Annotated in this window: 21 protein-coding genes; 13 read left to right on the top strand and 8 right to left on the bottom strand. The window is 43.1% G+C overall.

Annotated features, from left to right (window positions below; genetic code table 11):
• Positions 1–8 precede the first annotated feature (8 nt).
• The 3 genes from FN831_RS13540 to FN831_RS13530 are packed head-to-tail and all read left to right on the top strand — an operon-like array spanning position 9 to position 1,937.
• On the top strand, positions 9–941 hold the full coding sequence (locus tag FN831_RS13540; RefSeq protein WP_142528708.1) for a CPBP family intramembrane glutamic endopeptidase: 933 nt from the start codon (positions 9–11) through the stop codon (positions 939–941).
• A complete protein-coding gene (locus FN831_RS13535) occupies positions 922–1,131 on the top strand; it encodes a putative signal transducing protein (RefSeq protein WP_142528707.1) in 210 nt (69 codons plus the stop codon). The genes FN831_RS13540 and FN831_RS13535 overlap by 20 nt, the downstream gene beginning before the upstream one ends.
• Positions 1,128–1,937 (top strand): phosphatidate cytidylyltransferase, encoded by an 810-nt coding sequence (locus FN831_RS13530; protein WP_142528706.1) that lies wholly within the window; start codon positions 1,128–1,130, stop codon positions 1,935–1,937. The genes FN831_RS13535 and FN831_RS13530 overlap by 4 nt, the downstream gene beginning before the upstream one ends.
• On the opposite strand, the gene FN831_RS13525 is transcribed toward FN831_RS13530, so the two are convergent.
• Positions 1,934–2,149: a DUF3820 family protein gene (locus FN831_RS13525; RefSeq protein ID WP_142528705.1), complete on the bottom strand. Its 216-nt coding sequence runs from the start codon at positions 2,147–2,149 to the stop codon at positions 1,934–1,936. The two genes, FN831_RS13530 and FN831_RS13525, sit on opposite strands and share 4 nt — an antisense overlap.
• Positions 2,150–2,180: 31 nt before the next feature.
• Positions 2,181–5,522, bottom strand: a complete 3,342-nt coding sequence (mfd, locus tag FN831_RS13520) for a transcription-repair coupling factor (RefSeq protein ID WP_142528704.1) — start codon at positions 5,520–5,522, stop codon at positions 2,181–2,183.
• 51 nt (positions 5,523–5,573) lie between these two features.
• Here mfd and FN831_RS13515 point away from each other — a divergent pair, with 51 nt between their 5' ends.
• The 5 genes from FN831_RS13515 (at position 5,574) to FN831_RS13495 (ending at position 9,828) form a co-directional block, all read left to right on the top strand.
• A complete protein-coding gene (locus tag FN831_RS13515; protein ID WP_142528703.1) occupies positions 5,574–5,915 on the top strand; it encodes a DUF2752 domain-containing protein in 342 nt (113 codons plus the stop codon).
• A gap of 2 nt (positions 5,916–5,917) precedes the next feature.
• Entirely contained in the window at positions 5,918–6,280 is a 363-nt protein-coding gene (locus FN831_RS13510; RefSeq protein WP_142528702.1) for a TM2 domain-containing protein, read from the top strand.
• Between the two features lie 27 nt (positions 6,281–6,307).
• A complete protein-coding gene (locus FN831_RS13505) occupies positions 6,308–7,405 on the top strand; it encodes a Nif3-like dinuclear metal center hexameric protein (protein WP_142528701.1) in 1,098 nt (365 codons plus the stop codon).
• Entirely contained in the window at positions 7,405–8,148 is a 744-nt protein-coding gene (locus FN831_RS13500) for a zinc ribbon domain-containing protein (RefSeq protein WP_142528700.1), read from the top strand. The genes FN831_RS13505 and FN831_RS13500 overlap by 1 nt, the downstream gene beginning before the upstream one ends.
• A 174-nt stretch (positions 8,149–8,322) precedes the next feature.
• A complete protein-coding gene (locus FN831_RS13495) occupies positions 8,323–9,828 on the top strand; it encodes a tetratricopeptide repeat protein (protein ID WP_142528699.1) in 1,506 nt (501 codons plus the stop codon).
• On the opposite strand, the gene FN831_RS13490 is transcribed toward FN831_RS13495, so the two are convergent.
• The 5 genes from FN831_RS13490 to rsfS all read right to left on the bottom strand — a co-directional run bounded on the left by FN831_RS13490 (position 9,829) and on the right by rsfS (position 15,052).
• Positions 9,829–10,653, bottom strand: a complete 825-nt coding sequence (locus FN831_RS13490; protein ID WP_142528698.1) for a hypothetical protein — start codon at positions 10,651–10,653, stop codon at positions 9,829–9,831. It abuts the gene before it with no gap.
• A gap of 56 nt (positions 10,654–10,709) precedes the next feature.
• The gene (locus FN831_RS13485) at positions 10,710–11,789 is read right to left on the bottom strand and encodes a 3-oxoacyl-ACP synthase III family protein (RefSeq protein WP_142528697.1); all 1,080 of its coding nucleotides are present in this window, start codon (positions 11,787–11,789) and stop codon (positions 10,710–10,712) included.
• Positions 11,790–11,857: 68 nt separating this feature from the next.
• Positions 11,858–12,502 carry a LutC/YkgG family protein gene (locus tag FN831_RS13480; RefSeq protein WP_142528696.1) on the bottom strand — a complete coding sequence of 215 codons (645 nt, stop codon included), beginning with the start codon at positions 12,500–12,502 and terminating at the stop codon, positions 11,858–11,860.
• A gap of 51 nt (positions 12,503–12,553) precedes the next feature.
• Positions 12,554–14,644 (bottom strand): ATP-dependent zinc metalloprotease FtsH, encoded by a 2,091-nt coding sequence (gene ftsH, locus FN831_RS13475; RefSeq protein WP_142528695.1) that lies wholly within the window; start codon positions 14,642–14,644, stop codon positions 12,554–12,556.
• 33 nt (positions 14,645–14,677) lie between these two features.
• Positions 14,678–15,052: a ribosome silencing factor gene (rsfS, locus tag FN831_RS13470; protein ID WP_142528694.1), complete on the bottom strand. Its 375-nt coding sequence runs from the start codon at positions 15,050–15,052 to the stop codon at positions 14,678–14,680.
• Positions 15,053–15,096: 44 nt separating this feature from the next.
• On the opposite strand from rsfS, the gene FN831_RS13465 reads away from it, so the two are divergent.
• From FN831_RS13465 to pfkA, 4 genes are all read left to right on the top strand, one after another.
• Complete coding sequence (locus tag FN831_RS13465; RefSeq protein WP_142528693.1) at positions 15,097–15,882, top strand: biotin--[acetyl-CoA-carboxylase] ligase; 786 nt, start codon at positions 15,097–15,099, stop codon at positions 15,880–15,882.
• A gap of 27 nt (positions 15,883–15,909) precedes the next feature.
• Positions 15,910–16,359 (top strand): protein-disulfide reductase DsbD domain-containing protein, encoded by a 450-nt coding sequence (locus FN831_RS13460; RefSeq protein ID WP_185960475.1) that lies wholly within the window; start codon positions 15,910–15,912, stop codon positions 16,357–16,359.
• A 209-nt stretch (positions 16,360–16,568) separates the two neighbouring features.
• The gene (locus FN831_RS13455) at positions 16,569–18,263 is read left to right on the top strand and encodes a protein-disulfide reductase DsbD family protein (RefSeq protein WP_142528692.1); all 1,695 of its coding nucleotides are present in this window, start codon (positions 16,569–16,571) and stop codon (positions 18,261–18,263) included.
• Positions 18,264–18,269: 6 nt separating this feature from the next.
• Entirely contained in the window at positions 18,270–19,253 is a 984-nt protein-coding gene (gene pfkA / locus FN831_RS13450) for a 6-phosphofructokinase (RefSeq protein ID WP_142528691.1), read from the top strand.
• A 54-nt stretch (positions 19,254–19,307) separates the two neighbouring features.
• On the opposite strand, the gene FN831_RS13445 is transcribed toward pfkA, so the two are convergent.
• The gene (locus FN831_RS13445) at positions 19,308–19,826 is read right to left on the bottom strand and encodes a 5' nucleotidase, NT5C type (protein WP_246101513.1); all 519 of its coding nucleotides are present in this window, start codon (positions 19,824–19,826) and stop codon (positions 19,308–19,310) included.
• A 180-nt stretch (positions 19,827–20,006) separates the two neighbouring features.
• On the opposite strand from FN831_RS13445, the gene FN831_RS13440 reads away from it, so the two are divergent.
• Positions 20,007–20,561 (top strand): 30S ribosomal protein S16, encoded by a 555-nt coding sequence (locus FN831_RS13440; protein WP_142528690.1) that lies wholly within the window; start codon positions 20,007–20,009, stop codon positions 20,559–20,561.
• The last annotated feature ends 7 nt before the right edge of the window (positions 20,562–20,568 follow it).

The following is a 20,568-nucleotide window of genomic DNA, read 5'->3' as shown; positions in this document are numbered from 1 at the left end:
CCCTAATAATGAATTTCAGTCTGGCCCCGAGAGAAGAAAAATCTGCTTATACCCAATTGCTTATCCTTGCCTGTTATGCGCTCGCAGGAGCTGTTTTAGGATCAGTTTTAAGTATCATTGCACTGGTCTTGCTGTATGGATCAGGGATCATGCAGAATGCTATGGGATTATCGGGGGGAGATCCGGCTTACCTCGACGGACTAAGAATAGCGCAGGGACTTACCTCGGCATGTTTGTTCCTGATGCCGCCTATCCTGCTTGCTATCACTGAAAAAACGCGTATCACTACTTTTTATGGGTTTAAAAAACCGCAGCCTGCACTTCTGCTGGTTGTATTGCTCCTGATGATCTGCTCTCTTCCGCTGATGGAGTGGATTACCCTGATCAATCAGAAAATGATTTTACCTGATTTTTTAGAATCCCTGGAAAACTGGATGCGGGAGAAAGAGGATGCAGCGATGAATATGACGATTTTATTACTAAGGATCAGGGGTTTCGGAGAGTTTCTGATCAATATATTGATCATTGCACTGTTACCTGCTGTAGCAGAAGAATTCCTTTTCAGGGGAGGGATACAAAGATCTTTCAGCAGGATGTTCCATAATCCGCATATCGCGATATGGGTATCTGCTTTTATTTTCAGTGCGATCCATGTGCAGTTTTTCGGCTTTTTTCCACGGTTGTTACTGGGAGCTGCATTTGGGTATATCTACCTGTGGACGGGAAGTTTATGGTACGCGATGTTTGCCCACTTTCTGAACAATGCGTATGCGGTTTGCCAAGCCTGGTATTTGCAGGCACACCATATCCCACTGGACCAGGCAGATAATTCTGCATATTTTCCATGGTATGCATATGTTATTAGCTTAATTTTGACCATATTTTTATTTAAATACTTTAGGGATAAAACCACACAGGGCAATGGAGAACAATTGGATTAAGGTTTATACAACACAGGATGCGATTACCGCAGAGATCATTAAACAAGGATTAATTGAAAATGAGATTGCGGCAGTAATTATGAATAAAAAAGATTCTTCTTACCAGACATTCGGTACGGTTGATGTGATGGTTAGTGAAACTGATCAGGACGCTGCCGAAGCCTATATTAAATCGACGGAGAGCGAATGAAAACAAGGGCGATAACGGCATTTTTCTTCACTATTGTGATGCTGGGCTCGATCTTTCTGGGCGCTTATACTTTTACAGGATTTTACTTGCTGCTGAGTGTTTTAGCGCTGGCAGAGTTTTATAAACTGATCAGGACGGCTGATGTGAAGCCACATGCTGGGGCTGGGCTAATCCTTAGCGGTTTGGTTTTTCTCCTGATTGCGGCGTATCATTTCTTTGAGGTAGAGAGCAAATACCTGTTGCTGCTGATCCCGCTGATATCTTCGGTGTTTTTATTTGAACTGTACAGAAAGGCACAATCGCCTTTTACCAATATAGCATATACATTTACAGGTTTATTTTTTGTGACCATTCCCTTTTGCTTTTACTATTCCCTTGGGTTTCTGAGCGACTGGAACCTGTACAACTTTCATCTGCCCCTGGCCTTTTTACTGATGTTATGGGCAAGTGATACCGGTGCATACTTATTTGGCAGGAAACTGGGCGCACATAAACTGTTTGAGCGGCACTCACCGAAGAAAACCTGGGAAGGTTTTTTTGGCGGAATGTTTACCAGTGTACTGGTTTCATTTATCATATCATTCTTTTTTACAGAAATCAGTTTCCTGATCTGGGCCGGAATGGCAGTGCTGATCGTGAGTTTCGGAACGCTGGGCGATCTTGTAGAATCTATGCTTAAAAGGAGTTTAAATGCGAAGGATTCGGGTAATCTGCTGCCCGGCCATGGTGGCTTGCTAGACAGGTTTGACGGCCTGCTGATCGCTGCGCCTATCGTTTATGCTTATTTGTACCTGGTATTCAACTAGCGGCCTCTTCTGATCGGCTGGAGCAGATACTCCAGCCCGTTTAGCCTGATCTCATACATCGTCCCTAAAAGCTCTCCAAGCTTGCCGGGAGGAAAACCCTTACTGTGGAACCAGACCAGGTAAGTTTCCGGAAGGTCGCAAAGCAGCCTGTCTTTGTACTTGCCAAAAGGCATTTTCATGGTGACAAGGTCGGTTAACAGGTTTGGGTTCATTCTCTTTTGTGGTTAAATTATTTTAAGAAGGCTACTGCGCTACCATTTCAAGCATTTCTATTGAATCTTCAACAGTTTTGAGATCTTCAAAAGCTATCCGCAGCGTATCTTTTACTTCTTTCAGGTTGCACATTCTTGGGTGCTGCTGGGCAAAGTTCAGGATCTTGTGAAACATAGCTGAGTCAAAGAAATTGGATTGCTTATTGTTGATGAAATATCCCCTGAGCACCCCCTTTTTGAAACTTAGTTTTTCAAAACCCAGTTTCTTGGCAGACCATTGCAGCCTGAGTACGCTCAGCATCGTTTTTACAGGTTTTGGAACATTGCCAAAACGGTCTTTTAACGAGGTTTCAAAGGCGGTCAGCTGCTCTTCAGTATCCAGTTTTGATAACTCTGTATACAGGTTATAGCGTTCCGTAATATTGGTTACATAGTCGTCAGGAATATATAGTTCCAGGTCTGTATCTATTTGGGTAAAGGTTACAAAAGGACGTTCCTTGTCATCTTTAAAGAGATCCTTAAACTCGTCTGACTTCAGTTCCTGAATGGCTTCATCCAGGATCTTATGGTACATTTCGAAACCTATTTCTGCGATAAAACCGCTCTGTTCGGCACCCAGCAGGTTTCCGCTGCCGCGGATATCCAGATCGCGCATAGCAATGTTAAAACCACTGCCCAGGTCTGAAAATTCTTCGATTGCGCTTAAGCGTTTACGCGCTTCGGAGGTTAGCGTGGATAAAGGCGGGCTCAGCAAATAACAGAAAGCCTTTTTATTGGATCTTCCTACACGTCCGCGCATCTGGTGCAGGTCGCTAAGTCCAAACATATGCGCATGATTGATGATGATCGTATTCGCATTTGGAATATCCAGTCCGGCCTCAATAATCGTGGTGGCCACTAGGACATCTTTTTCCCCATTGATAAAATCCAGCATTACATCTTCCAGGGCGTCTCCGTCAAGCTGACCGTGTGCAATACCGATCCTGGCCTTTGGAACCAGCCGCTGGATCAGTCCGCCCAGCTGCGGCAGGTCATTTACGCGGTTATGGATAAAAAACACCTGTCCCCCCCTGTCCAGTTCAAACTGAACGGATTCCTGTATCAGTTTATCGTTAAACACGTGCAGTTCGGTATTTACGGCCTGACGGTTTGGCGGCGGCGTGCTCATAATTGAAAGGTCCCTTGCGCCCATTAATGAAAAGTGCAGCGTTCTCGGGATTGGGGTAGCTGTCAGTGTTAGTGTATCTACGTTTACACGCAGCGCACGTAGTTTTTCTTTGGCAGTTACACCAAACTTCTGTTCTTCATCGATGATCATAATGCCCAGCGATTTAAACTTGACGTCTTTACTAAGCAGCCTGTGGGTGCCGATGATGATATCAATCTTGCCTTCGGCTACCTGCGCCAGGGTCTCCTTGATCTGCTTGCTGGTCTTGAAACGGTTGATATAGTCTACCCGGCATGGAAAGTCCTTCAGACGGCCTGAAAATGTTTTAAAATGCTGCAGCGCAAGGATGGTAGTAGGTACCAGAACTGCCGCCTGCTTACCATTGGCTACAGCCTTAAAGGCCGCACGTATAGCTATCTCTGTTTTTCCGAAGCCTACATCACCGCAAACCAGGCGGTCCATCGGATGAGGGGCTTCCATATCTTTTTTTACATCATTGGTAGCCTTCATCTGATCAGGGGTATCCTCATAAATAAATGAAGCTTCCAGTTCAGTTTCCAAGTAACCATCGGGATCAAATGCAGTACCTACCTGTGATTTTCTCAGGGCATAAAGTTTGATCAGGTCCCTGGCAATGTCTTTAACTTTTTTTTTTGTGGTTTTCTTAAGTTTGTCCCAGGCTTCGGTGCCCAGTTTATTCATTTTTGGCGCTGTTCCGTCTTTACCGCTGTATTTTGCAATCCGGTTAAGCGAGTTGATATTCACATACAGGAGGTCATTATCAGCATAGATAAGTCTGATCATTTCCTGGGTTTTACCGTTTACTTCTACTTTCTCCAGTCCGGCATATTTACCGATACCGTGGTCGATATGCGTGACGAAATCTCCGGGTTTAAGGTCGCGGAGGTCTTTCATGGTGATCGCCTGGCTGCGCTGGTATCCTCTTTTGAGCTTGTATTTGTAAAACCTGTCGAAAATCTGGTGGTCGGTATACATCGCAATCTGCTGCTGCGGATCAATAAAACCTTCGCGCAGCTGGATATTTACCGGAACAAACTTGATGGTTTTATCGATATCATCGAGTATCGCGTATAAGCGTTCTGTCTGTTTTGGGGAAGAACTGGAGATAAAATTAAAAATACCGTTCTTCTCATTCTCTTTGATGTTGTTGATCAGCAGGTGGAAGTCTTTATTGAAAGAGGGCTGAGGTTTGGTATCAAACAGGATCACATTTTCTGAACGGTAAAAGAACTGTTTACCAAATTCTACCAGTGCAAAATCATGTACGATATCCCCTATCATTTTTTCATCAGAAAAAGCAAATTTAGGATCTATCCAGTCCAGGTTTTCCTGTTTTTCTTTCGCCGGCAGTGCTTTCCACAGCTCCACGGCTTTTTTATACCCGCCTTTGATGATATCAAGGGTAAACTCTACATCTTTAAACCAGAGCTGTGTATCCTTTTCAATATAATCCAGCAGGTTAATATTGCTTTCCGTAAGATATTTAGACTGAACATTAGGGATAATCGTCAGCGTTTTTACATCTTCTACCGAGAGCTGGGTATCAATTTCAAAGGTCCTGATACTTTCTACCTCATCGCCAAAAAATTCGATCCTGTATGGCAGATCATGGGAGAATGAGAAAATATCAACGATTCCGCCCCTGATTGAAAATTGCCCCGGTTCATAAACAAAGTCTGTACGCTCAAAATCATAGTCGATCAGGAATTCGTTGATAAAATCGATCCCTAATTTGATGCCGAGGCTGATTTCGAGCGTATTTTTTTCCAGAACTGTTCTGTCAATGACCTTTTCGGCAAGTGCTTCGGGATAAGTAACCACGATTTTTCCGAAGGACGACTGATGGTTAAGCTCATTGAGCACCTCTGCCCTGGCCAGTACATTTCCGGTATCTACCTGGGTAAAATCAAAGGATTTACGAAAAGATGAAGGAAAAAGGAGCACTTCCTTTTCGAGGATACTTTCCAGGTCGGCCATAAAATAAGCCGCCTCTTCCCTGTCGGGCAAAATAAACAGCTGAGGTTTATGCAGCAGGAAATAGGTTGCGATAGCGATAACAGCATCGGCAGAACCCACTAAGCCCTTTAGCTGAAGTTTAGTACCTTTACCCAGGTTGAGGGTCTTTGCCAGCGCTTCGATGCGCTCATCAGTTTTATATCTGTTGATCAGGTCGCGAATGTTCACTCTGCAAATGTAAGATTTATGAATTGCTAATCTGTAACAATGCCGCCATTAATGACTCTAAAATTCAAAAGAGGGAACCCAAAGTGGTTAAAGCGTTTTCCTTTGGAGCTGATATTCTGGATTGCGGCTATGATGTTTCTGGCCATGGCAAAACCTGCAGCACATCCGGAGGCAATACATTTTACCTTTTGTCCTCTGGCTAACCTGGGACTGAGCTGGTGCCCCGGCTGCGGATTAGGAAGAGCAGTGACGCATGTCCTGCATGGCAACATCCGCGAAAGTTTTAATTACCACTGGCTTGGCATACCTGCCGTACTGATCATCAGTTACAGAATTGTAACGCTTGCAGGGTACGAACGGAATAAATTAATGAACAAAAGAAAGGAGAAATAATTATGTACAATTCACCATTTATGATGCTTCCGGGCATCTCGCCACAAGAGTTTTCTTATCTGCAAACTGCAACTACGGGCTTTAGTGAACAGCAACTGAATGGGTTTCTTCTGGTATACAGCAGTAAGAGAAGAAGCCCCGACGATATGATCCTGTACTGTGTACTGGGATTTTTTGTTCCCGGATTGGCGCGTTTCCTGGTTAACCAGATTGGTATGGGGATCCTGTATTTCTTTACCTACGGACTTTGTGCGATCGGGACGATCATCGACCTTGTAAATTATAAAAGCCTTGCATTTGAATACAATCAGAAAATGGTTTTCGAAAGTTTGCAATTGGTAAAAATGGGCAGCAGCATCCAATAATTGCTGCCGGCATCGTATATTTACGGGATGAGACTAGCGCTATTGATCAAACATCTTGAAGAATATGCCCCGCTGAACTATCAGGAAGATTATGATAATTCCGGCTTGCTTACCGGAGACCTGAACCAGGAAATTACAGGGGCGCTGGTTGCGCTGGACTGTGTAGAGGAGATCGTTGATGAGGCTATTGACAAAGGCTGTAACCTCATCATTACCCACCATCCTATTGTTTTCAAAGGACTAAAAAAGCTGACAGGAAAAAACTATGTTGAACGCGTGGTACTGAAAGCTATAAAAAATAATATCGCATTGTATGCGATCCATACCAATCTTGACAGCGTTCACAATGGCGTTAACGGTGTGATCTGCAAAAGGCTGGGACTAAAGCAGCCCAGGATCCTTGAGCCGCGCAGCGGACTGCTGAAAAAACTCGTTACCTTCTGCCCCACTGCCCAGGCGGGCCGCGTCAGGGAAGCCCTATTTGCTGCCGGTGCGGGGAATATCGGTGGGTATAGCGAATGCAGCTTTAATGCTGATGGCGCAGGTACATTTAAGGCAGGACCGGGTACGCAGCCTTTTGCGGGCGAAAAGGGCATACAGCATCAGGAAGCTGAAACCCGGATAGAGACTGTATTTCTGATTCAGAATGAGCGCAAAGTGTTACTTGCACTGCTTGAAAACCATCCTTATGAAGAGGTCGCCTATGATATTTATCCGCTTGAAAATAAATTGGACAGCGTTGGTACCGGCATGATTGGCTGGCTGGAAGAAGAAATGGAAGCGGCAGAATTTTTGGCTTTACTGAAATCCAGGATGAATGTCACGGTGATCAGGCATACCCGCCCTACAGGTAAAAAGATCAAAAAAGTGGCTGTTTGCGGTGGTTCGGGCAGTTTTCTGCTGGGACATGCGATTGCCGCGGGGGCTGATGCCTTTGTGACTGCCGATTTTAAGTACCATGAGTTTTTTGATGCAGATGGAAAACTGGTGATTGCTGATATCGGACACTTTGAGAGTGAACAATTTACATCTGATTTGTTGATAGATATTATTCGGGAAAAATTTCCTAACTTTGCGATCCGTTTAACGGAGCATAATACAAACCCCATAAATTATTTCATTTAATGGAACAAACTGTAGAGCAAAAGCTAAAAGCTTTATACGAATTACAAACCCTTCATACAAAAATTGATAAAATCCGTCAGATCCGTGGTGAATTACCTATGGAAGTAGCTGATTTAGAGGATGAGGTTGCAGGATTGGAAACGCGTATACAAAAATTCAAGGCTGAATTGGATGAAACTGAAGATGCCATTGTAACACGTAAAAACATGATCAAGGAATCTCAGAACCTGATCAAGAAGTATGATACTCAATTAAAAGAGGTAAAAAATAATCGTGAATACGATGCTTTAACAAAAGAAGTGGAAATCCAGTCTTTAGAGATCCAGGTTTGTGAAAAGAAAATCAGAGAGCACGGATTTGAAATTGCTTCGAAAACTGAGATCTACGAAAAAGCATTAGCTGATCTGGAATCCAGAAAAGGTGATCTTGACATTAAAAAAGGGGAATTGCAAACGATCACTGCTGAAACGGAAAAAGATGAACTTGCTTTATCTAAAAAATCTGAAAAAGCAGAAGCAGCTATTGAAGACAGATTACTTGTTGCCTACAGAAGACTGAGAGGAAATGCAGTAAACGGACTTGCAGTAGTAACGATTGACCGTGACTCTTGCTCAGGATGTTTTAACCAGATCCCTCCTCAGCGTCAGCTTGATATTCGTCAGCGCAAAAAAATCATCGTATGTGAACACTGCGGCAGGATTTTAGTTGATGAGGCCTTAACACAGGAAGCAGTACCGGCTTAATCGGCAGGATACCATATAACAGACGGTCAGGTGTAAATCTGGCCGTTTTTTTATGCAGTCAACCTTCCCGGTGGATTTAAATCTTACCGGTTAGAAAACAATCCTCCAAGTTGTAAAACAATATTCCCGTTACAATCGTTACTTAATATTGTTTAGTTCTAGAATTTTTAATGTATGCCTGCTAAAAGGAGTTTTACTCTACTGATTAAATACACAGTTTTTTGCCTTTTTATAGCCCTTCCAAATACTGTTCTTGCCAATTTTGATTTCAATGCCAATTGCCTCAAAGCCTATCAGCTGATCTTTGAGCTGAAACTGAATGCTGCCCGTCAGCTGATTGCCAATGAAAAAAGGACGCATCCCAAAAATGCCATTGTCCCTCTTTTAGAAAATTACGCGGATTATTTTTATCTGATTACCTCAGAGAATAAACAGGATTTTGAACGTTTGAAAGAAGAACGCTCCCGGAGGCTGGACCAGATTAGCGACGAGGACAATAATTCGCCGTATTACCTTTATGCTCAGGCAGAGATCAACCTGCAATGGGCCCTGTTAAGAAGCCGTTACGGCGAGTTTTTTACTGCCGCAAGGGAAATCAGGAAGGCGAATTCACAATTGCAGGAGAACAGCAAAAAATATCCCGGATTTCATCTCAATAGTAAAGGTATCGGCCTGATCAATGTGTTTCTTGGAAACCTTCCGGACGGGATCTTAAAAAGTGCATTGTCTGCCTTTGGGATAAAAGGCGATGTACAAAAAGGGCTGACTTTACTGGATAACCTGGCCCAGAACCTGCCCCGGTCTACTTACGAACCTTTTTATGAAGAAGTTGTATTTTACTATTCCTTTGTACTATCAGATATTGTGCATGCGCCAGACGCCTATGCTAAAACAATGAAATATACAGCAAGGATTGCCGACAGCAGTTTACTAAAGGCATATTTGCAGGCATATGTATGTGCCAGAAACGGACATACTGACGAAGCTATTGCTATATTGGGCAGCCGTCCCTCCGGAGAAGCTTATCAGGCCTTCCCCTATCTGGAACTATTAATGGGTACTGCTAAACTTAATAAACTGGATTATTCTGCATCTGTAAACTTTAAGAAATTCCTGGCGTTGAATAAAGGCGTAAATTACATCAAGGACGCAAACCTTCATCTGTCATGGGTGGCCTTGTTAAACGGCGACACGGGAGCTTATAATGCGTATACAGCAAAGGTTAAGGGCGTAGGTTATACTTTTGGCGAAAGAGACAAGCAGGCGCTGAACGAAGCAGGCCCGCCGGCTCCGGATACCGGTTTGCTGAGAGCCAGGTTATTATTTGACGGCGGATACTATACAAAGGCGCTTGATGCCTTGTCTGAACACAGCGGAGCGGATTACAGGGCCGCGAAAGATAAAGCTGAGTACTATTACCGTGCAGGAAGGATTTATGACGCAGTTGAGAAGGATGACCTGGCTTTGCTGAACTATCAGAATGCCATTAACTGCGGTAAAAACCTGAAGTATTACTATGCTGCCACTTCAGCTTTGAACATGGGCAAAATCTATGTGAAAAGAAAAAATAATTCACGTGCAAGGGCATTCTTTAGTCAGGCCATCAATATGAAAGATCATGAATATGAAAACAGTATTGAAGCGCAGGCTAAAGATGACATGAAAAGAATTAAAGATTAATTATTTTGGTTTGTTCTTGTCTTTCAGCGTTGCTTCGGCAGTGGTAAGGGCGCCAACAGCTCCAACCAGGCCCACCACTGCCATTGTTTTTGCATAGCCGGTAGCTCTGGAATTAACGATTACATCTCCCCTGTTATGTTTGAACTCATATAGCTCCTCGGGGTTGGCATTTGTTTTTATCATTCCGGAAACATAAAATTCCTGCTCCATACTGAATGTTTTAGCATTGTTTTCCTTTACCGTATAGAGGGTTAGATAGCTTTTAAAATTTAAGGGGGTATTTCCGGCATCAAAAATGGCTCTTTTTGCCGGGACCTGGCCTGATCCGTCATCATAATTTAAAGATGTATTGCGGAAATCTGATTGAGGTAATTCAGCCATCCCTACATTTTTAAGAACATAAATGGTTCGGGTTATTTTGGAATGTGGCGGAATAAAGCTTTCATACGGGCTTAGTTTTGCGGTTGCAGAAATAGAGCCGTCGCTTACTGTACTGCCTCCCCTGCCATATCGGGTACTGATTGATGATGTAGTTCCTTCTATACTGATGATATCACTTGCATAGCTGTAAGCTTTATCTTTCGCGATCAATGCAGATTTAGCCCAGTTAACATACAGGGGTTCATTGAGCTTATTAAAAACCTCGATATTGATCGGCTCATTTTCTCCCTTGAAATTATAGCTTAGGGCAAGGGAATCGTTTTCTACTTTGAACACACCTGTGGAATCCAGGGCTGTACTGCTGCTGGATATTGTGCTCAGCTGATAAGCCTTGCAGGACGATAATAATACTACTGAAGCAATAAATAGGATGATATTTTTCATGGCTTTCATCGGTTTACTCAAAAATAAACAACTGAAAGCATAAAAAATTATCTGTATTAAAATTTATACACAAATGCGTTAATATGCATTCCTGCTCCCACTGAGGTAAATATGGCATATTCGCCTTTTTTGACTGCATATCCTTCAACCTGGCCTTTGCGCACCAGATCTAGTAAAGTAGGAATCGTAGCCACAGAGCTGTTCCCCAGCCAGGAAATGGTCATCGGCACCAAATTTTCAGGTACCGTATCCATATCATAGAGCTTAAACAATCTTTTCATGATCGCATTATCCATTTTGCCATTGGCCTGATGAATAAATACGGTTTTTATATCTGTAATGCTGATACCAGATTTATCAATCGCCATTTTTACCACCTGCGGAACATTGACTACTGCAAACTCATAGAGCTTCCGCCCGTTCATTTTCAGGTAAGTATTTCCATCTGTTACTGTTGGGTTGCCGCTTGGCCCCATAACCAGTAAGTTCGCCCAGTTGCCTGCATAGGTACTGGTTTTATGGGCGATGATGCCTGTAGGTTCGGTTGATTCTTCTGCGCGGAAAATAACAGCGCCTGCGCCGTCAGAAAAGATCATGCTGTCGCGGTCGTGCGGATCAATGATCCTGGACAGCGTTTCTGCACCGATGACCAGTACGGTCTTTGCATCTCCGCTCTGGATCAGGTAGTTTGCCTGTATAGAGCCTTGTACCCATCCCGGACAGCCGAATATAATGTCATATGCCACACAATCCGGATTATTGATCTCCAGCTGTTGTTTCACTTTGACGGCAAGGGCCGGCAGCATATCCATACGGTTGCTCCCTTTCTCTATGTCGCCAAAGTTATGGCAGAAAATAATATGGTCTATTGTTTCTTTATCGATCCCGGCGTCATATATAGCGCGTTGTGCGGCGATGGCACCGATCGTACTGTTTAACATGACATCGTCAATATAGCGGCGTTCCATGATCTCTGTGATCTCTGAAAACTTACTGATGATCTCTGTAATGTTCTTTTCAATGATCGCTCCGTTCTCGTAAAAGATAGAACTTAAGAATGAGTCGCCTGATATAATGTTCTCCGGTATGTAACATCCTGTACCTGCGATTACTGAAAAAAGCTGCTTATTATTCATTGTATTGAACCGTAGACTGTTTTGGTATTTGGTATAAACCTATGATTAATTTCTTGAATATAAAAATTTTAAGAAAAATCGTCAACCAGAAAAACAAACAGTTCTTTTGGGCCATGTGCGCCGAGGACTAGTGTTTTTTCGATGTCTGCAGTCCTGCTGGGGCCCGTTATGGTGCTGATCATTGAGGGGATCTGAGCTCCATATTTATTTTTGATCAGCCTGAATCCGTCTTTGAGATCCATGACCAGCTGACCGGTTCTTGCAATAACGATATGGTGATGGGGGAATATGCTCAGTCTTCTTCCGGCCTCATTTTGATTGGAGACTAAAACCGAGCCGTTACGGGCAATTAATGCTTCGCACATGGTGATTCCCACCTCGGCCATTTCAAAGTCTTTATCGGTCTTGTAAAAAGGAAATTCGTAGTTGGCCAGAAGGTCCTGAAGTTCGGGTTCCCAGCAATAAATTTTTCTCCATTTGAACTTATCTGCAAGTTCCAGAATATTTTCAATGAAATCAACGCCGTTTTCGCAGAAAATGAAATTCCCGGATACGGCAGTGAGCTGTTCGGCAAACAGGACTTCGGGGATTTCGTCAGTGTCTTTATAGAGAGAGGTTTCTTCTAAATTAGGATAGGGATTATCTCTTTTTTCAAGCAGAGCTTTCCTTATCTTTTTTAACATCAACTCCTTTGAGGAAATATTCTCTTGCATAAAAAATGGATTTGCTATCACCCTGAGGTGATAGCTCCATGAAATAAATGATTACGATTCTGCCTGTGCAGGATTGATAGGTGCAGAAGGATCGGTTGTTTCGCCAACACCCTCATGAACGAGGCCTTCAGCGGCAGGTTTCTGATCTCCTGTACCGTTTACAAACTCGTCGTAAGTAGTACGGTTATCGAAAGGGCGTTTACCCAGGATTTCTTCCAGATCAGCCTGGAAAAGGATTTCTTTTTCCAGCAGTTTGGCCGCCAGTTTCTCCAGTCCTTCTCTTTTCTCTACCAGTAACTGCATTGTTCTTTCGTACACATCGCCGATCAATTTGCGTACTTCAATATCGATTAACTCCGAAGTTTTTTCTGAATATGGTTTATTAAAGTTGTACTCATTTTGAGGATCGTGGAAAGATACGTTACCTACAGCGGTGTTCATTCCGTAAATGGTGACCATTGCATACGACAACTTTGTAATCCTTTCAAGGTCGTTCTGTGCACCTGTAGAAATTTTGCCAAAGACAAGGTCTTCTGCAACACGTCCGCCCATTGTCATGCACATGCCGTCTGTAAGCTGTTCTGTAGTATACAGGAACTGCTCTTTAGGCAGGTATTGCGCATAGCCAAGGGCTGCAACACCACGTGGAACGATAGATACCTTTACCAAGGGATCTGCATGTTCTAGGAACCAGCCTGCAATCGCATGTCCGGCTTCATGGTAAGCAACGATACGTTTTTCTTCAGGAGAGATGATCTTGTTTTTCTTTTCTAAACCACCAATTACACGGTCGATCGCATCCTGGAAATCCTGCATGTCTACCGACTCTTTGTTTCTTCTGGCTGCAATCAGTGCGGCTTCGTTACAAACGTTTGCAATCTCGGCACCGGCAAAACCAGGAGTTTGTGCAGAAAGCTTTTTGGCATCTACTACAACATCAGTTTTGATCGGTTTCAAATGCACTTTAAAGATCTGCTCTCTGCCTACCAGGTCTGGTTTGTCGATAGAAATCTGTCTGTCGAACCTGCCCGGGCGAAGTAAAGCACTATCCAGCACATCAGGACGGTTAGTTGCGGCAAGAATAATAATTCCTGAATCTGTTCCGAAACCATCCATCTCTACCAGTAACTGGTTGAGTGTATTTTCACGCTCGTCATTACCGCCCATCATGCTGTTTTTACCACGGGCACGCCCGATGGCATCCACCTCATCAATAAAGATGATACATGGCGCTTTATCTTTAGCCTGTTTGAACAAATCACGTACACGTGAAGCACCAACACCTACAAACATCTCTACAAAGTCTGAACCCGACAGTGAGAAGAAAGGAACCTGTGCTTCGCCGGCTACAGCTTTTGCCAATAAGGTTTTACCTGTACCAGGTGATCCTACAAGCAATGCTCCCTTAGGGATTTTACCGCCCAGGTTGGTATATTTTTTTGGGTTTTTAAGGAAATCTACGATCTCCATTACTTCCTGTTTTGCTTCTTCAAGACCGGCAACGTCGTTAAAGGTTACGTTAACCTGGCTTTCTTTGTCGAACAGTGTAGCTTTAGATTTTCCGATATTGAAGATCTGGCCGCCACCACCTCCGGCACCGCCACCCATTTTCCGCATAATAAATATCCAGAAACCGATAAACAATAACACAGGGATGATTACAGTGAAGAACCAGGAGTTAAATGTGCTCTGTCTGGTTTCTTTTACGGCAAGGACCTGGCTTTCGGCAGGAACAGTACTCTGAGACTCTTTCAATTGTTTATCCAGAGCGTCCATAGAGCCTGCAGTGAATGATACTGTAGGTCCGCCGGCAGATCCGAAATTGCTTTTCGTCTCAAATTTTTTGTATTTCTCCTGATTTAACCTGTCTGGCTTTATAAATACATCAGCCCTTACAAGGTCTTCATATTTATAGGCTACAATCTTCTGCACATCTCCCGGCTGAAGCATTGTGGTTTCAAATTCACGGTAGTCAATGGTTTTGTTGGTGTCGTTTGTAAACAGCACCGAAACCAGGACAAGCCCTAAAATGATAGCAGCATATACCCAGAATATATTGAAATTAGATCCCTTTTGAGGTTTCTTTGGAATATTTGGTATCCGCTTAATTAATTTGGGCTTTGTATTTTCTTTCTCTTTCATCGTTGATTCAAAAAAATGTATAAGGTTGTAAGGTTATGCGCTTTGGTATGTCGTCGTTTGGGCATCTCCCCAAAGGTCTTCAATTCCGTAGAAATCTCTTTTTTCGGTTTTGAAGATATGAATTACCACGTCAAAATAATCTAATATTATCCACTCTGCGTTTTCAAGCCCTTCTTTTCTCCAGGGCGTGGCTTGGGTGCTTTTATAAATTTCATCCTCAACACTATCGGCAATAGCCTTTACCTGTGTTGAAGAATCTGCGTTGCAAACTATAAAATAATCTGATACGGAACTGTTTAGGTCTCTTAAATCAAGACGGACAATGTCATGTCCCTTTTTTTCCTGCATGCCATGAACGGCTATTTCTGAAAGGTATGTAGAAAGGTTTACTAATTTCTTTTTTACCATTAAAATGTTTTATTTTTGATAAATAACGAATATAAAATCAACTATTGCAAAATAACACTTTTTCAACATTATTTGTTGGTCAAAATCTCATCAAATTATCGGCCGTTGATTCTACCAATAACTTTTTGAAAAGGATGGTGTCAAATTCCGAGCCATTACCCGAAGGAACTGTTATTATGGCAGAGAATCAATATGCAGGGAGGGGGCAGGTAGAAAGCAACTGGCATGCCGAGCCCGGAAAAAATTTGACGTTCAGCCTGCTGCTGTACCCTGCATTTCTTCCGCTTACATTACAGTTCAGGCTAAATATGGCGGTCAGCGTGGCGATACAGCATGCCCTGAAAGCCATAGCCGGGGAAGGACTAACGATCAAATGGCCCAACGATATTTATTTCGGTTCCAGAAAACTAGGGGGAATCCTGATTGAAAATATCGTGTCTGCCGGCCGGATAAAAGCCTGCATCATTGGTATAGGAATAAATGTTAACCAGCAGGCTTTTGAACCGGGGCTGGAAAACCGTGCGGGCTCCATCTATCAAATTTTACATCAGGATGTTAATTTAATATCGCTTTTGATACAAATTTGCAGTCAAATAGAAGCGAGCTATTTAAAATTAAAAGCGGGAAACTATAATACTTTACGGGAGGAATATTTAAATTTTCTTTACCGGTTTAATGTGAAAGCTGCCTACCGCCAAAATGGCGAGCGCATTGAAGGTAAGATTATCGATGTTAGTGATGCAGGTATTTTAAGTATGGAAACCGAAACAGGCGTAATGTCGTATAATTTTAAAGAGATAGAATTTGTCAATGATAACCAACCAAAATAAATAAAAATACACCAAACAATGATGACCATGAAAAGAGTAACCTTAGTATTTGCAATGTTACTGTTCGCCGTTCTGGGAGCCTCAGCTCAGATCGAGACGCCGGTAACATGGTCTTATGCACAAAAAAAAATCAGTAACACTGAAGCTGTCGTTTATATCAAGGCAACGATTCAGGACGGCTGGCATATCTATTCGCAGAACGTTAAGCCGGGAGGCCCAGTAAAAACTACGATTACATTTGCTCCATCAAAAGAGTATACCAAAGTAGGTACTACAGCAGAGCCAAAACCGATGTCTAAGTTTGAAAAGGTATTTGACATGAATGTTGGGTACTTTGAGAAATCTGTTGTATTTCAGCAAAAAATAAAGCTGAACAAACCAGCAACAACAGTGACCGGAACCATAGAATTTATGGTTTGTGATGAATCGAGATGCCTTCCTCCGGATGAAATCAAATTCTCCGTACAGGTAAAATAATCTGTTTTCAATCTGCATACAAAAAGAGCCTCGGACATTCCGGGGCTCTTTTTGTATGCAGGCGAATGAATATCGATAAACAGTAAAATAAAAAATACGGCCGGCCTCAAAACTTTTTAAACAAGAAATTATAAGTAATTTCACGGCCTCGTAGAGAAGGCCGGCAGAATTTGCTGGCAGCAGCTTGAATAAATAAAAAATACTAAAAAATGAAGAAGTTAATTTTAATGTTTGTTCTGGTACTTGGTGCCTTTTTTCTGCAGCCGGGACAAAGTTTTGCTTTTGTTCAACAGGATTCAACCGCAGTATCAGACGATATTCAGTTTACTGAAATCGGCTCTCCGGCAGATAGTGCGGCAAATGCGGGTATGAAGAAGGATACGGTGAAAAAGGATAGTGTAAAACCTGCGGCAACGGTTACAGCCACACAGCCACTGCCATCAGCCGATCAGGACAAAACATTATGGCAAACCTTTATTCAGGGCCTTGTGGGCGGGTTCATCGCTTTTCTGATGCCATGTATTTTTCCTATGGTGCCGCTAACGGTAAGTTATTTTACCAAAAGGGCGGGCAGTAAAGCCAAAGGTATAGGACAAGCGCTGATTTATGGGGCTTCAATTATTATTATTTACGTTGCATTCGGATTGTTTATCACTCTGGTGTTTGGTTCTGCAAAACTGAACGAACTCAGCAGCAGTGGTACGTTCAACTTTACTTTTTTTATTCTGCTGGTTGTTTTCGCAATATCCTTTTTCGGGGCGTTTGAGATTAACCTGCCCAGCTCTTTTGTCAATAAGATTGATCAGAAGGCCGACAACAGCAAAGGTTTGGGCGGAATATTTTTTATGGCAGCATCACTGGCACTGGTTTCGTTCTCCTGTACAGGGCCGATTATAGGTACGCTGCTTGTTCAGGCGAGTTCTAAAGGAGAGATCCTCGCGCCTGCCATCGGGATGCTTGGCTTTGCCCTTGCGCTGGCACTGCCGTTTACGCTATCGGCTGTTTTCCCGGGATTTTTGAACAGCATGCCTAAATCGGGCGGATGGTTAAACAGCCTTAAGGTTTGCCTGGGCTTTCTGGAGCTTGCACTTGCACTTAAGTTTCTTTCTGCGGCAGACCTGGTTTGGCACTGGGAATGGTTTGACAGGGAAATCTTCCTGGTACTGTGGATAGTGATTTTTGTGCTGATGGGAATGTATATCATCGGGAAGCTTAAATTCTCTCACGACAGTGAGCTACCTTATGTTACGGTACCAAGGCTTTTCTTTGCTATCTTCTCGTTTTCATTTGCAATGTACCTGGTTCCCGGTTTATGGGGCGCACCAGTGAATATACTGAGCGGCATAGCGCCGCCCTTAAATACGCAGGACTTCATTCTTGGCGGTACCGCAGGCGGTGCTGCTGAAGGGCCGTCTTCTTTTCCGGCGACTGTAAAATATAATGATGTGCTGCACCCACCGCACGGGTTTAATGCGTTTTTTGATCTTGATGAGGGGCTGGCCTTTGCTAAAAAGATGAATAAGCCTGTACTGATAGACTTTACCGGCCATGCCTGTGTGAACTGCAGAAAGATGGAAGATAAAGTATGGATAGATCCTGAAGTTGGCCATTTGATCAAAGATGAATTTGTGCTGATACAATTATATGTAGATGAACGTTCTGTTCAGATGCCTGCTGATAAAGTTCATTACTCAAAAATCCTGCGTACAACAACTGATGACCTGGGTCGATGGAACGGAGATTTTCAGGCTACACACTATAATTCGAATTCACAGCCATTTTATGTGATGGCGGGGCCGGACCTGGTTCCGCTGGTTTCACCGCAGGGTGCAATCTTTGACGCAAAACTACACGCTGCTTATTTACAGAGCGGACTCGATAAATTTAAAGCATCCAAGAAATAACAAAGAATGAACAAGATTAAAAACATTGCTGTATTAACATCAGGAGGAGATGCTCCGGGAATGAACGCTGCCATAAGGGCAGTGGTAAGAGCGGGGATATATTACGATTTGAACGTTTTTGGCGTATATAGAGGATACGAAGGGTTAATTAACGGCGATTTTCTTCCCATGGAACGTAAGTCGGTAGCAAACATCATACAGCGTGGGGGCACGATTCTTAAAACTGCACGAAGTGATGAATTTCGTACACCGGAAGGCCGCCGGAAAGCGTATGATCAGCTGAAGGAACATGAGATCGATGCGCTGGTTGTGATCGGCGGTGACGGAACCTTTACCGGCGCCAACCTGTTTTCTTTGGAATTTGATATTCCTGTAATTGGATTGCCGGGTACTATTGACAATGACCTTGCAGGAACTGATTTTACAATTGGTTATGATACGGCGATCAATACTGTAGTAAATGCTATTGACAAAATCAGGGATACGGCGGAGTCTCACGACAGGTTATTTATTGTTGAAGTAATGGGACGTGATTCTGGCCTGATTGCGCTGAGAAGCGGTATTGGAGTGGGCGCAGAGGCGATCATGATCCCTGAGGCCAACATGGGCGTACAGGGACTGATCAACAGGCTGGAATACGGCCGGAAAGATAAGGCGTCAAAGATTATTATTGTTGCCGAAGGTGATGATGCGGGAGGAGCATTTAACGTAGGGGAAGTGTTGAAAGACAAGTTCCCCCAGTATGATATCCGTGTTTCTGTTCTCGGGCATATTCAGCGTGGTGGTAAGCCGAGCTGTATGGACAGGGTGCTTGCCAGCCGTTTTGGTGTTGCTGCTGTTGAAGGGCTGCTGAACGGTGAATCTGGCAAAATGGTAGGTCAGGTGAACAAGGAAATTATCTTTACGCCATTTGATCACGCGATCAAACATATTGATGCGGAAGAAGTGAGCCCTGTTTGGCTGAAGCTGGTGGAGATCCTTTCTCTATAGGCCGCTCTCATTTTCTGCTGTTATAAAAAAGAGGGCTTGTAAAAGCCCTCTTTTTTATAACAATTTGTCCAGTACCTGCTGCCAGTTATCTACGCGTTCGTAGTCGGTGATCAGCATATTATGTGGAGAGGAGAACAAAAGCTTGCGGCCTTCAAAACCTTCAAAATTCTTGCTGCGGTCGTCAATCAGCACATCTGCCCTGATAATTTTGTCGCCGCAGAAAACGATGTTTTTCCAGGAGATAAAAGGAAAATGCTCTGCCAGCCAGTCCATTTTGTCTTCCAGTGAGTTGCGGAATTCTACGGCTGCGGAGACGATGTAGATTTCATGCTTCTCCTGCAATTTTTTCAGGGCTTCAATGCTTCCCTCAATGACAGGAAGGTCTCTGAAAAATCCCTTTTCATTAATGTAATCATACCATTTGTTATTGGCATGTTCAGGAACATGGTGATAAATCTCATTGCCCGGATCAAGGATGGTGTCAAGTGGCACACCGTAGTCGCGGTTGTAGAGTTTAATAAATTTACTGGTTGGGTCTGCCAGCACTTCATCCATGTCTATTGCTATTCTCATATCGGTTGCGGTCTTTTTGTACGGATTATTTTGCTCAAATATCTTCAATTGGGAGCTAAATTCATGATAATAGAATTTAAAATCGCGGCATCTTGCTAATCATTAGTATTTTACTTACTTTTGCGTCCCCGCAAGCATGTAGCTCCGGGAACTATGTTGAATACATAAACTTATAAAAGAATGGCAACTAAAATCAGATTGCAAAGATTCGGTAAAAAAGGGAAACCTTTTTTCCACGTAGTGGTAGCGGATTCCCGTTCACCAAGAGATGGTAAATTTATTGAGCGTTTAGGTTCATACAACCCAAACACCAATCCTGCTACTATCGAAATCAATTTCGAAAAAACATTAGACTGGGTTAACAAAGGTGCTGAGCCTACTGACACATGTCGCGCAATTCTTTCTTACAAAGGTGTTCTTTACAAAAAACACTTAGAAGGTGGTGTGAAAAAAGGTGCTTTAACTGCTGAACAGGCTGATGCTAAATTTGCAGAATGGTTAGAAGCAAAAGACAGTAAAATCGAAGGCAAAAAAGACGGCTTAACTAAATCTAAGGATGACGTTAAAAAAGCTGCTCTTGCTGCTGAAGCGAAGAAAAACGCTGATCGTGCTGCTGCTCTTGCAATCAAAAATGCACCTGTAGAAGAAGTAGTTGAAGAAGAAGCTCCGGAAGCGGAAGCTGAAGCAGAAACTGAAGCTCCTGCAACAGAAGAAAACACAGAAGAACAAGCATAGTATTTTG

Origin of the sequence: Pedobacter westerhofensis, from assembly GCF_900182595.1 — a bacterium.
In the GTDB taxonomy this organism is placed as follows: Bacteria; Bacteroidota; Bacteroidia; order Sphingobacteriales; family Sphingobacteriaceae; genus Pedobacter; species Pedobacter westerhofensis.
This window is presented reverse-complemented; position numbering and strand designations above follow the sequence as displayed.